This window comes from Streptomyces sp. NPDC051822, assembly GCF_044452745.1.
GTDB lineage: Bacteria > Actinomycetota > Actinomycetes > Streptomycetales > Streptomycetaceae > Streptomyces.
Genome location: NZ_JBITBZ010000005.1, coordinates 424,061 through 440,906, shown reverse-complemented (window position 1 = coordinate 440,906; position 16,846 = coordinate 424,061). Strand labels below are relative to the sequence as shown.

Annotated in this window: 14 protein-coding genes and 1 riboswitch; of the genes, 7 read left to right on the top strand and 7 right to left on the bottom strand. The window is 73.9% G+C overall.

The features are described 5' to 3' along the window. Positions 1–154 precede the first annotated feature (154 nt). A complete protein-coding gene (gene cobN, locus ACIA8N_RS19435; protein ID WP_365784244.1) occupies positions 155–3,778 on the bottom strand; it encodes a cobaltochelatase subunit CobN in 3,624 nt (1,207 codons plus the stop codon). 38 nt (positions 3,779–3,816) lie between these two features. Then, positions 3,817–3,952, bottom strand: a riboswitch (cobalamin riboswitch). Positions 3,953–4,042: 90 nt separating this feature from the next. On the opposite strand from cobN, the gene ACIA8N_RS19430 reads away from it, so the two are divergent. Genes ACIA8N_RS19430 through cobJ form a run of 3 tightly spaced genes read left to right on the top strand, consistent with a single transcriptional unit; the run spans position 4,043 to position 7,445 of the window. After that, positions 4,043–5,308: a cobalamin biosynthesis protein CobG gene (locus ACIA8N_RS19430; RefSeq protein ID WP_365784246.1), complete on the top strand. Its 1,266-nt coding sequence runs from the start codon at positions 4,043–4,045 to the stop codon at positions 5,306–5,308. Next, positions 5,305–5,958, top strand: coding sequence for a precorrin-8X methylmutase (locus tag ACIA8N_RS19425; protein WP_365784248.1), 654 nt, complete (start codon positions 5,305–5,307; stop codon positions 5,956–5,958). Before ACIA8N_RS19430 ends, ACIA8N_RS19425 begins: the two co-directional genes overlap by 4 nt. Before the next feature lie 53 nt (positions 5,959–6,011). Beyond that, positions 6,012–7,445 carry a precorrin-3B C(17)-methyltransferase gene (cobJ, locus tag ACIA8N_RS19420; protein WP_399416736.1) on the top strand — a complete coding sequence of 478 codons (1,434 nt, stop codon included), beginning with the start codon at positions 6,012–6,014 and terminating at the stop codon, positions 7,443–7,445. A 40-nt stretch (positions 7,446–7,485) separates the two neighbouring features. Here cobJ and ACIA8N_RS19415 read toward each other — a convergent pair whose 3' ends face one another. Together ACIA8N_RS19415 and ACIA8N_RS19410 are read right to left on the bottom strand one after the other, a co-directional pair. Continuing rightward, on the bottom strand, positions 7,486–9,042 hold the full coding sequence (locus tag ACIA8N_RS19415; RefSeq protein WP_365784252.1) for a serine hydrolase: 1,557 nt from the start codon (positions 9,040–9,042) through the stop codon (positions 7,486–7,488). 78 nt (positions 9,043–9,120) lie between these two features. Continuing rightward, positions 9,121–9,858, bottom strand: coding sequence for a cobalt-precorrin-6A reductase (locus ACIA8N_RS19410; RefSeq protein ID WP_365784254.1), 738 nt, complete (start codon positions 9,856–9,858; stop codon positions 9,121–9,123). Between the two features lie 15 nt (positions 9,859–9,873). Here ACIA8N_RS19410 and ACIA8N_RS19405 point away from each other — a divergent pair, with 15 nt between their 5' ends. Beyond that, positions 9,874–10,998, top strand: a complete 1,125-nt coding sequence (locus ACIA8N_RS19405) for a cobalt-precorrin-5B (C(1))-methyltransferase (protein ID WP_365784256.1) — start codon at positions 9,874–9,876, stop codon at positions 10,996–10,998. Between the two features lie 62 nt (positions 10,999–11,060). Further along, a complete protein-coding gene (locus ACIA8N_RS19400) occupies positions 11,061–11,627 on the top strand; it encodes a GNAT family protein (protein WP_365784258.1) in 567 nt (188 codons plus the stop codon). Here the strand turns inward: ACIA8N_RS19400 and ACIA8N_RS19395 are convergent. Further along, positions 11,602–11,763: a hypothetical protein gene (locus ACIA8N_RS19395; RefSeq protein ID WP_365784260.1), complete on the bottom strand. Its 162-nt coding sequence runs from the start codon at positions 11,761–11,763 to the stop codon at positions 11,602–11,604. The two genes, ACIA8N_RS19400 and ACIA8N_RS19395, sit on opposite strands and share 26 nt — an antisense overlap. After that, positions 11,756–12,436 carry a hypothetical protein gene (locus ACIA8N_RS19390; protein ID WP_365784262.1) on the bottom strand — a complete coding sequence of 227 codons (681 nt, stop codon included), beginning with the start codon at positions 12,434–12,436 and terminating at the stop codon, positions 11,756–11,758. The genes ACIA8N_RS19395 and ACIA8N_RS19390 overlap by 8 nt, the downstream gene beginning before the upstream one ends. Positions 12,437–12,657: 221 nt before the next feature. Here ACIA8N_RS19390 and ACIA8N_RS19385 point away from each other — a divergent pair, with 221 nt between their 5' ends. Together ACIA8N_RS19385 and ACIA8N_RS19380 are read left to right on the top strand one after the other, a co-directional pair. Next, positions 12,658–14,628, top strand: a complete 1,971-nt coding sequence (locus tag ACIA8N_RS19385) for a zinc ribbon domain-containing protein (protein ID WP_365784264.1) — start codon at positions 12,658–12,660, stop codon at positions 14,626–14,628. A 50-nt stretch (positions 14,629–14,678) separates the two neighbouring features. Next, positions 14,679–14,753 (top strand): 50S ribosomal protein bL37, encoded by a 75-nt coding sequence (locus tag ACIA8N_RS19380; protein ID WP_106976029.1) that lies wholly within the window; start codon positions 14,679–14,681, stop codon positions 14,751–14,753. A gap of 106 nt (positions 14,754–14,859) precedes the next feature. On the opposite strand, the gene cobM is transcribed toward ACIA8N_RS19380, so the two are convergent. Together cobM and cbiE are read right to left on the bottom strand one after the other, a co-directional pair. Then, complete coding sequence (gene cobM, locus ACIA8N_RS19375) at positions 14,860–15,609, bottom strand: precorrin-4 C(11)-methyltransferase (RefSeq protein WP_365784266.1); 750 nt, start codon at positions 15,607–15,609, stop codon at positions 14,860–14,862. After that, positions 15,606–16,838 carry a precorrin-6y C5,15-methyltransferase (decarboxylating) subunit CbiE gene (cbiE, locus tag ACIA8N_RS19370; protein WP_365784268.1) on the bottom strand — a complete coding sequence of 411 codons (1,233 nt, stop codon included), beginning with the start codon at positions 16,836–16,838 and terminating at the stop codon, positions 15,606–15,608. The genes cobM and cbiE overlap by 4 nt, the downstream gene beginning before the upstream one ends. Between the last annotated feature and the right edge of the window lie 8 nt (positions 16,839–16,846).

Sequence of the window (16,846 nt, the reverse complement as noted above, 5' to 3'; positions counted from 1 at the left end):
GTCAAGGGGTAGACCCCCGACACCGCGGGAACTCATCGGTCGCGCACGCCCTCCTCGCGGTGGCCGCCCTGGTCCTGCGCATGGCGTCTACCTGACCGGCCCCACCCACCGACCCCCGTGCGGCGGGCGAGGCCTCCGGCGAACCCGCCGACGGCTAGTCGTCGTCCGAGGAGCCCTCGAGGTCGCCCTCGGTCTCCAGGAACACCTGCCGCAGCGCGGCCAGCGTCTCCGGGTCCGGCTTCTCCCACATGCCGCGCGACTCGGCTTCGAGGAGCCGCTCCGCGATGCCGTGCAGGGCCCACGGGTTGGCCTCCTTCAGGAAGGCCTGGTTCGCCGGGTCGAGGACGTACTCCTGCGTCAGCTTGTCGTACATCCAGTCGGCGACCACGCCCGTCGTGGCGTCGTAGCCGAAGAGGTAGTCGACGGTCGCCGCCAGCTCGAACGCGCCCTTGTAGCCGTGGCGGCGCATCGCCTCGATCCAGCGCGGGTTGACCACGCGGGCACGGAAGACCCGGGAGGTCTCCTCGACGAGCGTGCGGGTGCGGACGGTCTCCGGGCGGGTCGAGTCGCCGATGTACGCCTCGGGGGCCGTGCCCTTGAGCGCGCGGACGGTCGCCACCATGCCGCCGTGGTACTGGAAGTAGTCGTCCGAGTCCGCGATGTCGTGCTCACGGGTGTCCGTGTTCTTCGCCGCGACCGCGATCCGCTTGTACGCCGTCTCCATCTCGGCGCGCGCCGGGCGGCCTTCCAGACCCCGGCCGTAGGCGTAGCCGCCCCAGACCGTGTAGACCTCCGCGAGGTCGGCGTCCGTGCGCCAGTCGCGGGAGTCGATCAGCTGGAGGATGCCCGCGCCGTACGTGCCCGGTCGGGAGCCGAAGATACGGGTGGTGGCGCGCCGTTCGTCGCCGTGCTCGGCGAGGTCGGCCTGCGCGTGTGCCCGCACGTAGTTGTCCCCGGCCGGTTCGTCCAGGGACGCGACCAGCCGTACGGCGTCGTCCAGGAGGCCGATGACGTGCGGGAACGCGTCACGGAAGAAGCCGGAGATGCGCAGCGTGACGTCGACGCGGGGGCGGCCGAGCTCGGCGAGCGGGATCGGCTCCAGGCCGTTGACCCGGCGCGAGGCCTCGTCCCACAGCGGGCGGACGCCGAGCAGGGCCAGCGCCTCGGCGACGTCGTCGCCCGCCGTGCGCATCGCGCTCGTACCCCAGAGGGAGAGCCCGACGGACGTCGGCCACTCGCCGTTGTCGGTGCGGTAGCGCTCCAGGAGCGAGTCGGCGAGCGCCTGCCCGGTCTCCCAGGCGAGCCGGGACGGCACGGCCTTCGGGTCGACGGAGTAGAAGTTCCGGCCGGTCGGCAGGACGTTGACGAGGCCGCGCAGCGGGGAGCCGGACGGGCCGGCCGGGACGAATCCGCCGTTCAGGGCGTGCACGGCGTGCGTCAGCTCGTCGGTGGTGCCGGCCAGGCGCGGCACGACCTGCTCGCAGGCGAAGCGGAGGACGGCGTGCACCTCGGGGCCGTACGCGGCGGCGACCGCGGGGATCGCCTCGACCGACCAGTCCGCGGCCTCCATCGCCTCGACCAGCTCGCGGGCCTTCGCCTCCGCCTCGTCGGCGGTGGTGCGGGTGGCGGCCGACTCGTCCAGGCCGAGCGCCTCGCGCAGGCCCGGCAGCGCCTGCGTGCCGCCCCAGATCTGGCGGGCGCGCAGGATGGACAGCACCAGGTTGACCCGGGCCTCGCCCTCCGGTGCGCCGCCCAGGACGTGCAGGCCGTCACGGATCTGGGCGTCCTTGACCTCGCACAGCCAGCCGTCGACGTGCAGCAGGAAGTCGTCGAAGCCGTCGTCCTCCGGGCGCTCCTGGAGGCCCAGGTCGTGGTCGAGTTTGGCGGCCTGGATCAGGGTCCAGATCTGGGCGCGGATCGCGGGCAGCTTCGCCGGGTCCATGGAGGAGATCTGCGCGTACTCGTCGAGCAGCTGCTCCAGCCGGGCGATGTCGCCGTACGAGTCGGCGCGGGCCATCGGCGGCACCAGGTGGTCGACGAGGGTCGCGTGGACGCGTCGCTTGGCCTGCGTGCCCTCGCCCGGGTCGTTGACCAGGAAGGGGTAGATCAGGGGGATGTCGCCGAGCGCCGCGTCCGGGCCGCAGGCGGCGGACAGGCCGGCGTTCTTGCCGGGCAGCCACTCCAGGTTGCCGTGCTTGCCCAGGTGGACCATGGCGTCGGCACCGAAGCCGCCGTCCTCCGCGCGGGCCGCGATCCAGCGGTAGGCCGCGAGGTAGTGGTGCGACGGCGGCAGGTCGGGGTCGTGGTAGATCGCGATCGGGTTCTCGCCGAAGCCGCGCGGCGGCTGGATGAGGATCAGCAGGTTCCCGCGCCGCAGCGCGGCGAGGACGATGTCGCCCTCCGGGTTGCGCGAGCGGTCGAGGAACATCTCGCCGGGCGGCGGCCCCCAGTGCTCCTCGACGTGGCTGCGGAGCTCCTCGGGGAGGGTCGCGTACCAGCGCTTGTAGTCGGCGGCCGGGATGCGGACCGGGTTGCGGGCGAGCTGCTCCTCCGTCAGCCAGTCCTGGTCGTGGCCGCCGGCCTCGATGAGGGCGTAGATCAGCTCGTCGCCGTCGCCGGACACCAGGCCGGGCAGCTCCTCGGCGGGACCGAAGTCGTAGCCCTCCGCGATCAGACGGCGCAGGAGGGAGACGGCGGACGCGGGGGTGTCGAGGCCGACCGCGTTGCCGATGCGGGAGTGCTTCGTGGGGTACGCGGAGAGGACGAGCGCCAGCTTCTTGTCGGCGTTCGGGATGTGCCGGAGGCGGGCGTGGCGCACGGCGATCCCGGCGACGCGGGCGGCGCGCTCGGCGTCGGCGACGTACGCGGGCAGGCCGTCCTCGTCGATCTCCTTGAAGGAGAACGGGACGGTGATGAGCCGGCCGTCGAACTCGGGGACGGCGACCTGGCTGGCGGCGTCCAGCGGGGAGAGGCCCTCGTCGTTCTCCTCCCAGGCGGCGCGCGAGCCGGTCAGGCACAGGGCCTGGAGGATCGGCACGTCGAGCGAGGCGAGCGCGCCCGCGTCCCAGGCCTCCTCGTCGCCGCCCGCCTGCGCCTCCGCGGGCTTGGTGCCGCCGGCGGCGAGGACGGTGGTGACGATCGCGTCCGCGCCGCGCAGGGTGTCGAGCAGCTCCGGCTCGGGGGCGCGCAGGGACGCCACGTACAGCGGGAGGGCCTGCGCGCCGGCGTCCTCGACGGCCTCGCAGAGGGCGCCGACGAAGGCGGTGTTCCCGCTCATGTGGTGGGCGCGGTAGTAGAGCACGGCGATCGTGGGACCGTCGGTCGTCCGGGGGGTGCGCTCAAGAGGGCCCCAGGTGGGGGCGGCGGCGGGGGCCTCGAAGCCGTGACCGGTGAGCAGCACGGTGTCGGAGAGGAAGCGGGCCAGCTGCTCCAGGTTCGCGGGGCCGCCGTGCGCCAGGTAGGCGTGCGCCTCGGTGGCGACGCCGATGGGGACGGTGGACGTCTCCATCAGCTGGGCGTCGGGTGCCTGTTCGCCGCTGAGGACGACGACCGGCTTTCCGGCGGCGCGGACCGCGTCGAGGCCGTCCTCCCAGGAGCGGAGCCCGCCGAGGAGGCGTACGACGACGAGGTCGACGCCGTCGAGGAGGCCGGGCAGTTCGGCGAGGGGAAGGCGGGCGGGGTTGGCGAAGCGGTACTCCACCGGGCCGCCGGCGGAGGCGGCGTTCGCCGCGCGGGCGCTGAGCAGGTCGGTGTCGGAGTGCGACAGCAGCAGAAGCATGGCGAGCGCAGGCCTTCCTCGGGGTTGTCCGCGCCCCGGGTGGTCGTGTGGATGGCGGGGAGTTCCTGACTCACCCGTTCCGTTTCCGGGCCGGGCTCACAGTGGCGGGACCGCGCCGGATTCTCACCGGGCTTCCTCCCCGGGGTCCTGGGACCCCATGCCGTCTGCATAGTAGATCGTGCCGTCGGCGGGCCGGGGCGGGCCGGGGAGTCGGCCGGATCACACCCGGTGGCCGGGCGGTTCCCCGTGGGTATGCTCGCCGCCATGCCGCCCACCCCGCACACGACGCCCGAACCGGGCGAAGCTCGCATACGGGACCGAGGCGACGCCTGCCCGGGGGCGCTGCGCCTGCACCCCGCCGAGGACGGCCGCCTGGCCCGACTGCGCCTGCCCGCAGGCCGACTGACGTCCCGTCAGGCCGAGGCCCTCGCGACGGCGGCGGAGACCCTGGGCGACGGGCGGATCAGCATCACCTCGCGCGGCAACGCGGAGCTGCGCGGCCTCGCGGACGACTGCGGAGCCGCGCTCGCGGCGCTCCTCGCCGAGGCGGACCTGCTGCCCTCCCCCACCCACGAACGCGTCCGCAACATCGTCGCCTCGCCCACCTCAGGACTCGACAGACGCGACGAACGCAGCCGCGCGGACGTGCAGTTGTGGGCGCGCGACCTCGACGCCGCGCTGTGCGCCGAGCCCCGGGCGGCGGCCCTTTCCGGCCGTTTCCTCTTCGTCCTGGACGACGGGCGCGGGGACGTGGCCGGGCTCGGCGGCGATGTGAAGTTGATCGCAGACGCGGACGGGACCGCCGTGCTGTGGCCCGGCGGCCGGCAGGCCTTCCGGCTCGCCGCCGACGACGCCGTCCGTGCCGCCCTCGCCGCCGCCCTCGCGTTCCTGGACGCCGCCGACGCGGCCGGGACCGGGGCCTGGCGGCCCCGCGAACTCCCCGCCACCCACGTCCCCGACTGGGCCGCGGCCCTGGCGTCGGCCGGGATCGCCGCCGAGGCCGTTCCCGTACCGCCGACACCGCTCTCCGCGCCGCCAGGACCCGGGGCGCTCGGGGACGGCCACCTGTACGTCCTCGCGCCGCTCGGCCGGCTGACCGCCGCCCAGCTGCGGGCCCTGCTGCCCGCCGACGAGGTCCGGTTCACCCCGTGGCGCGGGGCGGTCGTCGTGGGCGCGGGGCCCGAGCGGCTCCGGGACCTGGAGGCGTACGGGCTGATCACCCGCCCCGACGCCCCCGGCGCCGGGGTCACCGCCTGCACCGGACGGCCCGGCTGCGCCAAGTCCCTCGCCGACGTACGGGCCGACGCCCTCGTCGCGCTGCCGACCCCGCTCCCGGGACCGCTGCCCGTGCACTTCTCCGGGTGCGAGCGGCGCTGCGGACACCCGCACGGCACCTGGGTCGACGTCCTCGCCACCGGCGACGCCTACCTGGTGGACGGCGTCCCCGCCCCCCGTACCTCCCTGTCAGAAGCCGTCGCGGCGGCCCGCGGCCCGGCGGCACCCACGCACCCGGCGACACCCACGAGATGAGCGAGAGCGACACGATGTTCGACTACGAGAAGGACGGCGCCGAGATCTACCGCCGTTCCTTCGCCACGATCCGCGCCGAGGCCGACCTGACGGGCCTGCCCGCCGACGTCGCCCAGGTGGCGGTCCGGATGATCCACGCCTGTGGCATGACCGACCTCGTGCAGGACATCGCCTACTCCCCCGGTGTCGTCGCGAACGCCCGCGCCGCCCTCCGCGCCGGCGCCCCGATCCTCTGCGACGCCCAGATGGTCGCCAGCGGCGTCACCCGCAAGCGGCTCCCCGCCGACAACGAGGTGCTCTGCGCGCTCTCCGACCCGTCCGTGCCCGGCCTCGCCGCCGAACTCGGCACCACCCGCTCCGCCGCCGCCCTCGAACTGTGGCGGGACCGCCTCGAAGGCTCCGTCGTCGCCATCGGCAACGCGCCCACCGCCCTCTTCCACCTCCTGGAGATGGTCGCCAAGGGCGCCGGGAAGCCCGCCGCCGTCCTCGGCATACCGGTCGGCTTCATCGGCGCCGCCGAGTCGAAGGACGCCCTCGCCGCCCAGGAACTGGGCCTCGAATACCTCGTCGTACGGGGCCGGCGCGGCGGCAGCGCGATGACCGCCGCCGCCGTCAACGCGATAGCGCACGAAGCGGAGATCCAGAAGTGACCGTCACCGGCAAGCTGTACGGGGTCGGCCTCGGCCCCGGCGACCCGAACCTGATGACGGTGGCCGCCGTGAAGGCCATCGCCGCCGCCGACGTCATCGCGTACCACTCGGCCCGGCACGGCCGCTCCATCGCCCGCTCCATCGCCGCCGAACACCTCCGCGAGGACCACATCGAGGAGCGGCTGATGTACCCGCTCACGGTGGAGACCACGGACCACCCCGGCGGCTACCGGGGCGCCCTCGACGACTTCTACGAGGAGGCCGCGGCCCGCCTCGCCGCCCACCTCGACGCGGGCCGCACGGTCGCCGTCCTCGCCGAGGGCGACCCGCTGTTCTACGGCTCGTACCAGCACATGCACAAGCGGCTCGCCGACCGCTACGACACGACCGTCATCCCCGGCGTCACCTCGGTCTCCGCCGCAGCGGCCCGCCTCGGCGAGCCGCTGTGCGAGGCGGAGGAGGTCCTCACGATCATCCCCGGCACCCTGCCCGAGGACGAGCTGACGGCCCGCCTCGCCGGCACCGACTCGGCGGTCGTGATGAAGCTCGGCCGCACCTTCCCCACCGTGAAGCGGGCCCTGGAGCGGGCCGGCAGGCTCGACGACGCCCGGTACGTGGAGCGGGCGTTCATGGCGGGCGAGCGCACGGAGAAGCTGACCGACGTCGACCCGGACACCGTCCCGTACTTCTCGGTCGCCGTCCTCCCCTCCCGTATCGACCAGGAACTCCCCGTACGGGACCGGGGCGAGGTCGTCGTCGTCGGCACCGGACCGGCCGGCGCACCCTGGCTCACCCCCGAGTCGCGCGGCGCGCTCGTCAACGCCGACGTCCTCGTCGGCTACACCACCTACCTGGACCGGGTGCCGGTCCTTCGCCCCGGGCAGATCCGGCACGGCTCCGACAACAAGGTCGAGTCCGAACGCGCCGAGTTCGCCCTCGACCTGGCCCGGCGCGGCCACAAGGTCGCGGTCGTCTCCGGCGGCGACCCGGGCGTCTTCGCCATGGCGACCGCCGTCCTGGAGGTCGCCTGCGAACCGGCGTACGCGGACGTTCCCGTACGGGTCCTCCCCGGGGTGACCGCCGCCAACGCGGCCGCCGCCGCCGCGGGCGCCCCCCTCGGCCACGACTACGCGACGATCTCGCTCTCCGACCGGCTCAAGCCCTGGGACGTCATCGCGACGCGCCTGCGGTCGGCGGCGGAGGCCGACTTGGTCCTCGCCCTCTACAACCCGGGCTCGAAGTCCCGCACCCACCAGGTGTCCGCGGCCCGCGACCTGCTCCTCGAACTCCGCTCGCCGGAGACCCCGGTGGTCGTGGCGCGGGACGTCGGCGGCCCGGAGCAGTCGGTCCGGATCCTCACCCTGAAGACCCTGGACCCGTCCGAGGTCGACATGCGGACCCTGCTCCTGATCGGCTCCTCCCAGACCCGAGCGGTCGAACGCGCCGACGGCCGGACGATCACGTGGACACCGCGCCGGTACGGATGAGAGACATCCGGTACGGGTGAGCCGGCGGGGCCGTCGGGGGTCAGCCGCTCCGGGTGAAGGTGCCCAGGCCCTCCTGGTCCAGGTACTCGACGCGGACGGTCTTCCCGTCCGGGGAGAACGTGACGCCCGTGAGGCCGACGGCGTTCTCCCCACGGGTCGGGAAGCTGAACGTGTTCCCGGCGTAGTGCGTGAGCCGGAACGACTCGGGCTTCGGCCCCAGTCGCAGCACCAGGCCGCCGCCGTCCTCCTCGGCCACCGTCAGCCTGCCGTAGTAGCCGTTGGTGTACGTGCCGGTGTAGGCGCTGTCGGCCTTCGCCGGGGCGGCGTCGGCGGGCTTCTTCGCGTAGTCGGTCGGGGACCGGTCGGCGTCGGCCTGCTGCTGGTAGATCCCGTCGAGGAGCGGCACCCAGTCCCGGCTGGGCTCGCCGTCCTGCGCGGTCTCGAAGAAGTCGAGGGAGACGGCGTCCGCGACGCCCACCGGGGCCCCGTTGGTGAGGACGACGATCCCGAGCCGCTCACCCGGCAGCATCGTGACGTTGGTGTGCGCGCCGAGCTCGAACGCGCCGGTGTGCGAGAGGCGCAGCCGGCCCTCGTCGTCGTACGCCACGTTCCAGCCCAGGCCGTAGAAGCCGGTCCGGCCCGCGGGCGCGTGCGCCGGTGAGGCGACGGACTCGGGGTGGTGGGTCAGGTCGAGGGCGTCCTCCCCGATGATCCGCTTCCCGTCGAGCGAGCCGTTCGCGAGCTGGAGCCGCAGCCAGGTCGCCATGTCGCGGCCAGAGGAGCTGACGCCGCCCGCGGGGGACTGGGCGTCCGGGTCCCGCACGGACGCCTTCCACGACCCGTCGGCCTCCTTCACGTGGCCGACGGCCCGGTCGGGGTTCGAGGCGAAGTCCTGGAAGCGGGAACTGGTGTCGTTCATGCCGGCGGGCCGGTAGAGCGTGTCCTCGGCGAGCTTCTCCCACGGCACGCCCTTCTCGGCGGCGACGGCCTCCGCGGCCGCCGTCAGACCGAAGTTGGTGTACGCGTAGCTCGCGCGGAACGGCGCCAGGGGCTCGTACCGCAGGTGGGACAGGATGTACTCCTGGTCGTAGCCGAGGTCCTCCAGGAGGTCGCCCGCGTGGTCGGGCAGACCGCTGCGGTGCGAGAACAGGTCGGCGACCGTCACATGGGAACTCACCCACGGGTCCTTCAGCCGGAACTCGGGCAGTTCGGGGGCGACGGGCTTCTGCCACCCCTCGACGCCGACGGCCCCGGCGACGACGGTGGAGGCGATCGGCTTCGACACCGAGGCGAGCTGGAAGACGGTGTCGCCGTCGACCCGGGCGTCCTTGCCGACCTCGCGCACCCCGTACCCCTTGAGGTGGACGACCTTGTCCTCGTACACGACGGCGACGGACACCCCGGGCACCCCGGTGCGCTTCATCAGCGCCGCGACATCGGCGTCGATCCGCCCGACGGCCCGATCGACGTCCGCCCGGTCGAGCACGGGCGGCGGCTGCGCCGGGGGCGGCTCGGGGGTCGGGGTGGGCCCTGTACCGGAGGCCATGCCCAGAACGGACACGAGCCCTGCTGTGACCAGCCATCGGACGGTCTCCATTCCTCCATTGAACGCCGGGAGGAATCACCTGTCGCGCGGAGGGAACGGGCCGGACGAGGCGGGGCGCCCGGCCTCCTCTCAGGTCCCGGTCGGCCCCCGCAGCACCCAGGCGGCGGCCTCCTCGGGGGTCGTCGCCTTTCGTACGCCCTCCGGGACCGGGGGGCGGCGGACCACCACGACCGGGATGCTCGCCTCGCGGGCCGCGGTCAGTTTCGGGGCGGTCGCCGCGCCGCCGCTGTCCTTCGTGACGAGGACGTCGATCCGGTGGCGGGCGAGGAGTTCGCGTTCGCCGGCCAGGGTGAACGGGCCCCGGTCCAGGAGGACGTCCGTGCGGGCCGGCATCGGGGGCTCCGGGGCGTCGACCGAGCGGACCAGGAACCACTGCGGGCAGGCCGCGAACACCGCCAGGCCCATGCGGCCCGTCGTCAGGAAGACCCGGTCGCCGAGGCCGTCCAGGGCCCCGGCGGCGGCGTCGAGGGACGGCACCTCGTGCCAGTCGTCGCCCTTCTCCGGGACCCAGCCTGGGCGGCGGAGCGCCAGCAGGGGAACATGGGCGGTGGCGGCCGCCCCGGCCGCGTTGAAGCTGATCCGCTCGGCGAAGGGATGCGTGGCGTCGATGACCGCGTCCACCGCGTGCTCCCGCAGCCACTCCGCCAGTCCTTCGGCACCGCCGAAGCCGCCGATCCTGACCTCGCCGGCCGGCAGCCGGGGGCTCGCCACCCGCCCCGCGAGGGAGCTGGTGACCCGGACCCGGCCGTGCAGGAGGCCCGCGAGGGCGCGGGCCTCGGTGGTCCCCCCGAGAATGAGTATGTGCACCACAGGAGCCCTTTCGTGACGTCAGGCGGCGGGCGTGAGGCCCAACTCAAGCACACCGGTCTCCGGCCGGGCTGGACGACGGGCGCGTGCGCCACGGCCGCGACGACGGCCGCGTACACGGCCCTGCTCACCGGCGAGTTCCCGGACCCGGTGACGATCACGCTGCCCAAGGGCCAGACGCCGTCGTTCGCTCTCACCGCCGAGTCCCTGTCCGGCGGGTCCGCCATGGCCGCCGTGGTCAAGGACGCGGGCGACGACCCGGACGTCACCCACGGCGCCGTGATCCGCTCGACGGTACGGCTCCTGCCGCCCGGTTCCGGCGTCGTCTTCCGGGCCGGCGAGGGCGTCGGCACCGTCACCCTTCCCGGCCTGCCCCTCGACGTGGGCGAGCCCGCGATCAACCCCGTGCCCCGGCAGCTCATGCGCGAGCACGTCGCCGAGGTCGCCGCCCGGCACGGCGGCGGCGGCGACGTCGAGATCACCGTCTCCGTCGACCACGGCGCCGAGATCGCCCGCTCCACCTGGAACCCCCGGATCGGCATCCTCGGCGGCCTGTCGATCCTCGGCACGACCGGCGTCGTCGTCCCGTACTCCTGCTCGGCCTGGATCGACTCCATCCGCCGGGGCGTGGACGTGGCACGCGCGGGCGGCCTCACCCACGTGGCGGGCTGCACCGGCTCGACGTCCGAGCGGACCGTGTCGACGCTGTACGACCTGCCGGAGATCGCGCTCCTCGACATGGGCGACTTCGCGGGCGCGGTCCTCAAGTACGTCCGCCGCCACCCGGTCGACCGCCTCACGATCTGCGGCGGCTTCGCGAAGCTGTCCAAGCTGGCGGCGGGCCATCTGGACCTCCACTCGGCCCGCTCCCAGGTCGACAAGGGCTTCCTCGCCGGCCTGGCCCGTTCGGGAGGCGCGTCGGAGTCCCTGGCGGCGGAGATCGCCGGCGCGAACACGGGGCTCGCCGCCCTCCGCCTCTGCGAGGCATCCGGCGTCCCCCTGGGCGATCTGGTGGCCGCCCGCGCCCGCGACGAGGCCCTGGCGGTCCTGCGGGGTGCGCCGGTCGCGGTGGACGTGGTCTGCGTCGACCGGGCGGGGACGGTGGTGGGCCGGTCGGCGGTGGCGGGGCCGGGGGTGTGAGCGGGTGCCCTGTCGCCGGTAATCCGGGCGACAGGATCCCGGGGGCCCCGGAGAATGCCCGGATGCCCGACTTCCTGCACAAGCCCACCCTCACCGGCGACCTGGTGGTCCTCCGTCCCGTCACGGAGGAGGACGTACCCGCCCTCCTTCCGATGTTCGAGGACGCGGAGGCGAACCGGCTGACCGGGAACCACGCGCACTTCGACGAGGCGGCGCTGCGGAAGTGGTACGGCTCCCGGGGCGGCCAGGACGACCGGCTCGACCTCGCCGTCGTGGAGCGGGCGACGGGCCGGGTGATCGGCGAGGCCGTCCTCAACCTGTGGGACGAGCCGAACGAGAGCTGTTCCTTCCGCATCGGGCTCGTCCCCGACGTGCTCGGGCGCGGCCTGGGCACGGAGGCGACCCGCCTGATCGTCGGGTACGGCTTCGGGTCGCTGGACCTCCACCGGATCTCCCTGGAGGTCTACGCCTTCAACCCGCGCGCCCGCCGCGCCTACGAGAAGGCGGGCTTCGTCACGGAGGGCGTGCTGCGGGGGGCGCTGCTGTGGGAGGGGGAGCGGGTGGACGCGACGGTGATGTCGGTGCTGGCGCCGGAGTGGGGTGTCACTCAGGGCGTCGTTCGCTCCTGAGCCTGCGGCGGCGCTCGTGCTCGGCGTCGAAGGCCGCGAGCTCGGCCCGTCCCGCTGCCAGCTCTTCCTCCGTCACCGGGCCGTGCTCCGCCTCCAGCCAGGCGACCAGCTCTTTGAGCCTGTCCTGGTCATCCACGGCCGGGGTAGCCGATCTCCGCGATGTCGTCCGCCAGGTCGGCGAGCTCCACCTTCGGGTTGAGTGCCGCGACGGTCTCGGGCGTGAGGGGGCGCAGAGCGAGGACGTGGCGTACGGCATCCAGGTCGACGGGGGTCTCGTAGTAGTCCGAGGCCCACGTGGCGTACGCCTCCGCCGAGCGGTCCGTGAGCAGGTGGAGGAGGCGGCCGGAGCCGTCGGGGTCCTCGTGGCCGTCCAGGTCCGCGAAGTCGACCGGTCCCGTCCGCCAGGCCGTGTCCGTGGGCTCGCGCCACAGGCAGGCGGTGGTGACGTGCACCCCGTCCTCGTCCGTGAACGCGGGCTCCGTCAGGTACTCCCGGAAGGCCTCCGGGACCCCGTCGAGCACCCCGGGCCAGGTCTGGCCGTCCGCGAGCGGCCCGTACGGGCTCAGCGGCGACTCGTGGTCGAATACGCGCGCGAACGCGCCGGCCGGGGAGAGGACGATCGTGTACTCGCCACCGGAACCGTCCCGCATCGACGCCAGCTGCTCGCTCTCCGACCAGTGCGCGTCGAAGGAGTAGTACCGGCCCTCCCAGTCCGGGCTCAGGACGGCGTCCAGCATCGCGAGCCCCCGGGAGCGGTCGCGCAGTTCCTCGATCCCCGGCAGCGTCCGGGCCACGTCGTAGACGGTCATGGGTCCATTCAAGACCGTGGCACCGACATGCGGCCCTCTGCCCCCGAACCTAGGCTCACGCATTTCCTTAGCCATCCGTAGTGGTTCGTGGTGTTGTGGGATGGCGGTGTGTACGGGTGTCGGATGGGGGTTCGTGGGTCGAATGCGTGACCTTTCGCCAGGGGTGTCGTTGATCGGTTGACAGCATGGGTGGTGGGGGAGGGTGGGCGTTGAGTCGGAAGGTGCCGCTCGCAGTGGGCGAGACCGCCCGCACCGCGTGCGCCCGTGGCCTGTTGCGTACCGGGGTGGAGGAGAAGAGCGGTGAGCTCCTGCCCGCTGCCGTACTCGCGGAGCGTGTGGGCTGGGCCGTGGATCTGGTGTCCGGCATGACCAGCACGCTGCTGGCCGCTCACTGGAACGCCGCTGACGTGGATGTCCTGGCGTCCGGTGAGGACGCGGGCGGGCGGAAGCTGCCGTCGAATGCGTGGATGGCGTTGCGCCGTCTGGGCTGGCCCGCCGCACCGGATGAGGGTGTCAGGGTCAATGACCGGTTCGTGCGCATGGCGCAGGAACAGGCCGGGCGCGTGTTGCGGTCGGTGAAGTGGCGAGCGGATCTCGCTGCCGGCGTGCTGGCAACCTGGCCCGCTGATCCGGCGAAGCGCACTCCCGAGGAGTGGGACGCGGTACGCGAGGCGGCGCCGGGTGGGCGGTTCCTGCCGTCCGGTGTGATCAGGTCCCGCACCCGGCAGGTGGTCTCGTTCGCCCGGAAGAACGGCCGACTGCCGGTCGACGTGTTCGAGCTGGAGCCCGCGCCCCGTACGGCGCGGATGCTGCTGCTGTCGGCGTGTGACGGGCAGCAGGCGACCATCGAGCGGGCGGATGTGCCGGGCCGGGCGCTGTTGCGCTTGCAGCTCCCCACGCGTCCGGAGCCTCGCTCGTACGCGGACTGGACATGGGTGGCCTGCCCGATCACGCTGCCGCCGACGGTGCCGGCCTCGGCGGTGCTGCACCTGCCCACGCTGCGGGTCCACCAGGGCAAGGTGCGCGCCGATCTCGCCTACAGCCACCCGGTTCCGAGCACCCACCGGACCGGGCATGCGGTGGCGTTGGGCGTGGACTGGGGTCTGAACACCTTGCTGTCCACTGGGGCTGCCCGTCTGTGGGACGACGGGCGGATCACGCCGCTGGGCGCCGGTGCCCAGTTCCGGGCGGCCGGTGTCCTCGCCAAACAGCACCGGCTGCGGCGCGAGAGCGAGTTCCTGCATGCCAAGGCCGACCACTTCCAGCGGCTGACCGGCGGCGACGAGGATCACCCGCTGGCCGCCGGGCACGCCGTCCTGCGGGACGAGATCCGGCACGTGTCAAACCGGCGGTCTAACCTCAACGACGCCCTGGCGTGGTCTGCCGCCCGCTGGACGGTGGACCAGGCCATCACCGCCGGTGCCACCGTCATCTACGTCGAGGACCTGCGGTCGATGGAAGCCAGGGGCATGGGCCGCACCATGAACACCCGGCTCTCCCAACAGGTCCGCGGGCAGATCGTGGACCGCATCCGGCACCTGGCCGCCGAGACGGGTATCGCCGTGGTGAGCGTTCCGGCACGGAACACCTCCAAGCACTGCCCCCAGTGCCTCACCCCGCTGCGGCACCGCAAGGCCCCCGACCGGCCCACCGTGCCCGGCTGGAAATGGGCCATCTGCCCGGACACCGCCTGCCGGTGGCAGGGCGACCGCGACCAGGGCGCCTGGCGGCGTATCGCCGCACGCGGCCTGGCCCACCAGGTCAAGACCGTCACCGACCGCACCACCGGCACCATGGTGATCCGCACGGTCGTGGACACCCTCGAAACCCGGGCGGTCATCACACCGTCCGCCGAGCAGGCCAGCCGGGCGGACCGGTCCAAGACCGGACCCACCCGGCGACGAACAACACGCCCCGCGCCCAGGCGACGCGGGGCGCCCTCCCCCACCAGACCTCAACCTCGTCTGGCGGGCCAGCGTCCGGAGGGACACGCTCACACGGACCGGCACCGGCTGCCCCGCGCAGCCCACCGGCACCAGGACGTGACAACGACCAGCACACCCACCACGGCCGGTCACCGGCCACGAGGAGCGGCACTGGGCGCGGGCTTCCACCTCCACGCTCACGCTTCTCCTCCACGATGGGCGACCCCGCTGCCGGACACCACGTCTGACATGCGATCACCAAGCTGATCAGAGACGCTTACGAAGGCACACCCCGCCCCCGAGCGAGAGGGAGTCCCATGGCGAAGCGTGGCAACAAGAAGCGGGCCCGTAAGAAGAAGAACGCGAATCACGGCAAGCGGCCGAACGCGTAGGCGCGCGGGACGTGACATGCGGCGGGGCCCCGGGGAATCGGACTTCCCGGGGCCCCGCCGCACGCGGTCACGGACGGTTCGGCAGGTGTGGCGGTCGCGGACCGGTTCAGCAGGCGTGGCGGTCGCGGGCCGGGTCGTACAGGTGGCTGTCGCGGAACTGCGTGGCCGCGAGCGTGCGGCCGACCAGGATGACGGCCGTCTTCGTGATCCCGGCCTCCTTCGTCTGGGCCGCGATGTCCTCCAGGGTGCCCCGGAGGACGATCTCGTCCGGCCGGCTGGCCATCGCGACGACGGCGGCCGGGCAGTCGGCGCCGTAGTGGGGGACGAGTTCGGCGACGACCCGGTCGACGTAGCGGGCGGCCAGGTGGAGGACGAGCAGGGCGCCGCTGCGGCCCAGGGTGGCGAGGTCCTCGCCGTCGGGCATGGGCGTGGCCTGCTGGGCGATCCGGGTGAGGATCACCGTCTGGCCGACCGTCGGCACGGTCAGCTCCCGCTTGAGCGCCGCCGCCGCCGCCGCGTACGCCGGGACGCCGGGGACGACCTCGTACGGGATGCCCAGGGCGTCGAGCCGCCGCATCTGCTCGGCCATCGCGCTGAAGACGGACGGGTCGCCGGAGTGGAGGCGGGCCACGTCCTGGCCGTCGTCGTGGGCGCGGGCGATCTCGGCGACGATCCGGTCCAGGTCCAGGTCGGCCGTGTCGACGAGGCGCGTGCCGGGCCCGCACTCGGCGAGGAGTTCGGTCGGGACGAGCGAGCCGGCGTAGAGGCAGACCCCGCAGGACGCGAGCGTGCGCGCGCCGCGCAGGGTGATCAGGTCGGCCGCGCCCGGGCCCGCGCCGATGAAGTAGACGGTCATGCTTCCTCTTCCTTGGTTACGGACCACTGCGTGACCGGCATCGCCTGGCGCCAGCCGGTGAAGCCGCCCACCGGGACGGCGGTGGAGACGCCGAGCCGGACCAGTTCGCCGCCGTGGCGGCGGTAGCGGTCGGCGAGCAGCGCCTCGGACTCCAGGGTCACGGTGTTGGCGACGAGCCGGCCGCCGGCGGGGAGGGCGTCCCAGCAGGCGTCGAGGAGTCCGGGGGCGGTGAGGCCGCCGCCGATGAAGATCGCGTGGGGAACGGGGAGGGAGGCGAGGCCGTCCGGTGCGGCGGCGGTCACGACCCTGAGCGCGGGGACGCCGAGGGCGTCGGCGTTGCGGGTGATGCGCGCGGCGCGCTCCGGGGACTTCTCGACGGCGATGGCGCGGCAGGAGCGGTGGGTCCGCATCCATTCGACGCCGATGGAGCCGGAGCCGCCGCCGATGTCCCAGAGGAGTTCGCCGGGGGCGGGGGCGAGGGCGGCGAGCGTGGCGGCGCGTACGTACCGCTTGGTGAGCTGGCCGTCGTGTTCGTACGCCTCGTCGGGCAGGCCGGGTACGGCGCCGAGCCGGAGGGTGTCCGGGTCGCGTACGCAGTCGAGGGCGAGGACGTGGAGGGCGTCGGTCGGCTCAGGCGGCCAGTCGGCGGCGGTCGCGTCGAGGATCCGCTCGCGGGGGCCGCCGAGCTGTTCGAGGACGCGGACGCGGGTGCCGCCCCAGCCGGTGGCGCGGAGGTACGCGGCGACGTCGGCGGGGGTGCCGGGGCCTTCGCCGAGGACGAGGAGCCGGCGGCCGTCGTGGAGGGCGGCGGCGAGGGCGGCGAGGGGCCGGGCGACGAGGGAGACGGTCTCGACGGCTTCGAGGGGCCAGCCGAGGCGGGCGCAGGCGTACGAGACGGAGGACGGGTGCGGCAGGACGCGGAGCCGCTGGGCGCCGACGGTCTCGGCGAGGGTGCGGGCGATGCCGTAGAAGGACGGGTCGCCGCTGGCGAGGACGGCGATCGTCCTGCCCTCGTGGGCGGCGAGGAGTCCGGGGACGGCGGGGCGCAGCGGGGTGGGCCAGGTGATCCGTTCGCCGGGGCAGTCGCCGGCGGGCAGCAGGTCGAGCTGGCGGGGGGCGCCGATGAGGACCTGGGCGGTGCGCAGGACGCGGCGGGAGGTCTCGGGGAGTCCGTCCCAGCCGTCCGCGCCGATCCCGACGACCGGCACCACCGATATCGCAGCGTTCACGTCGGGGA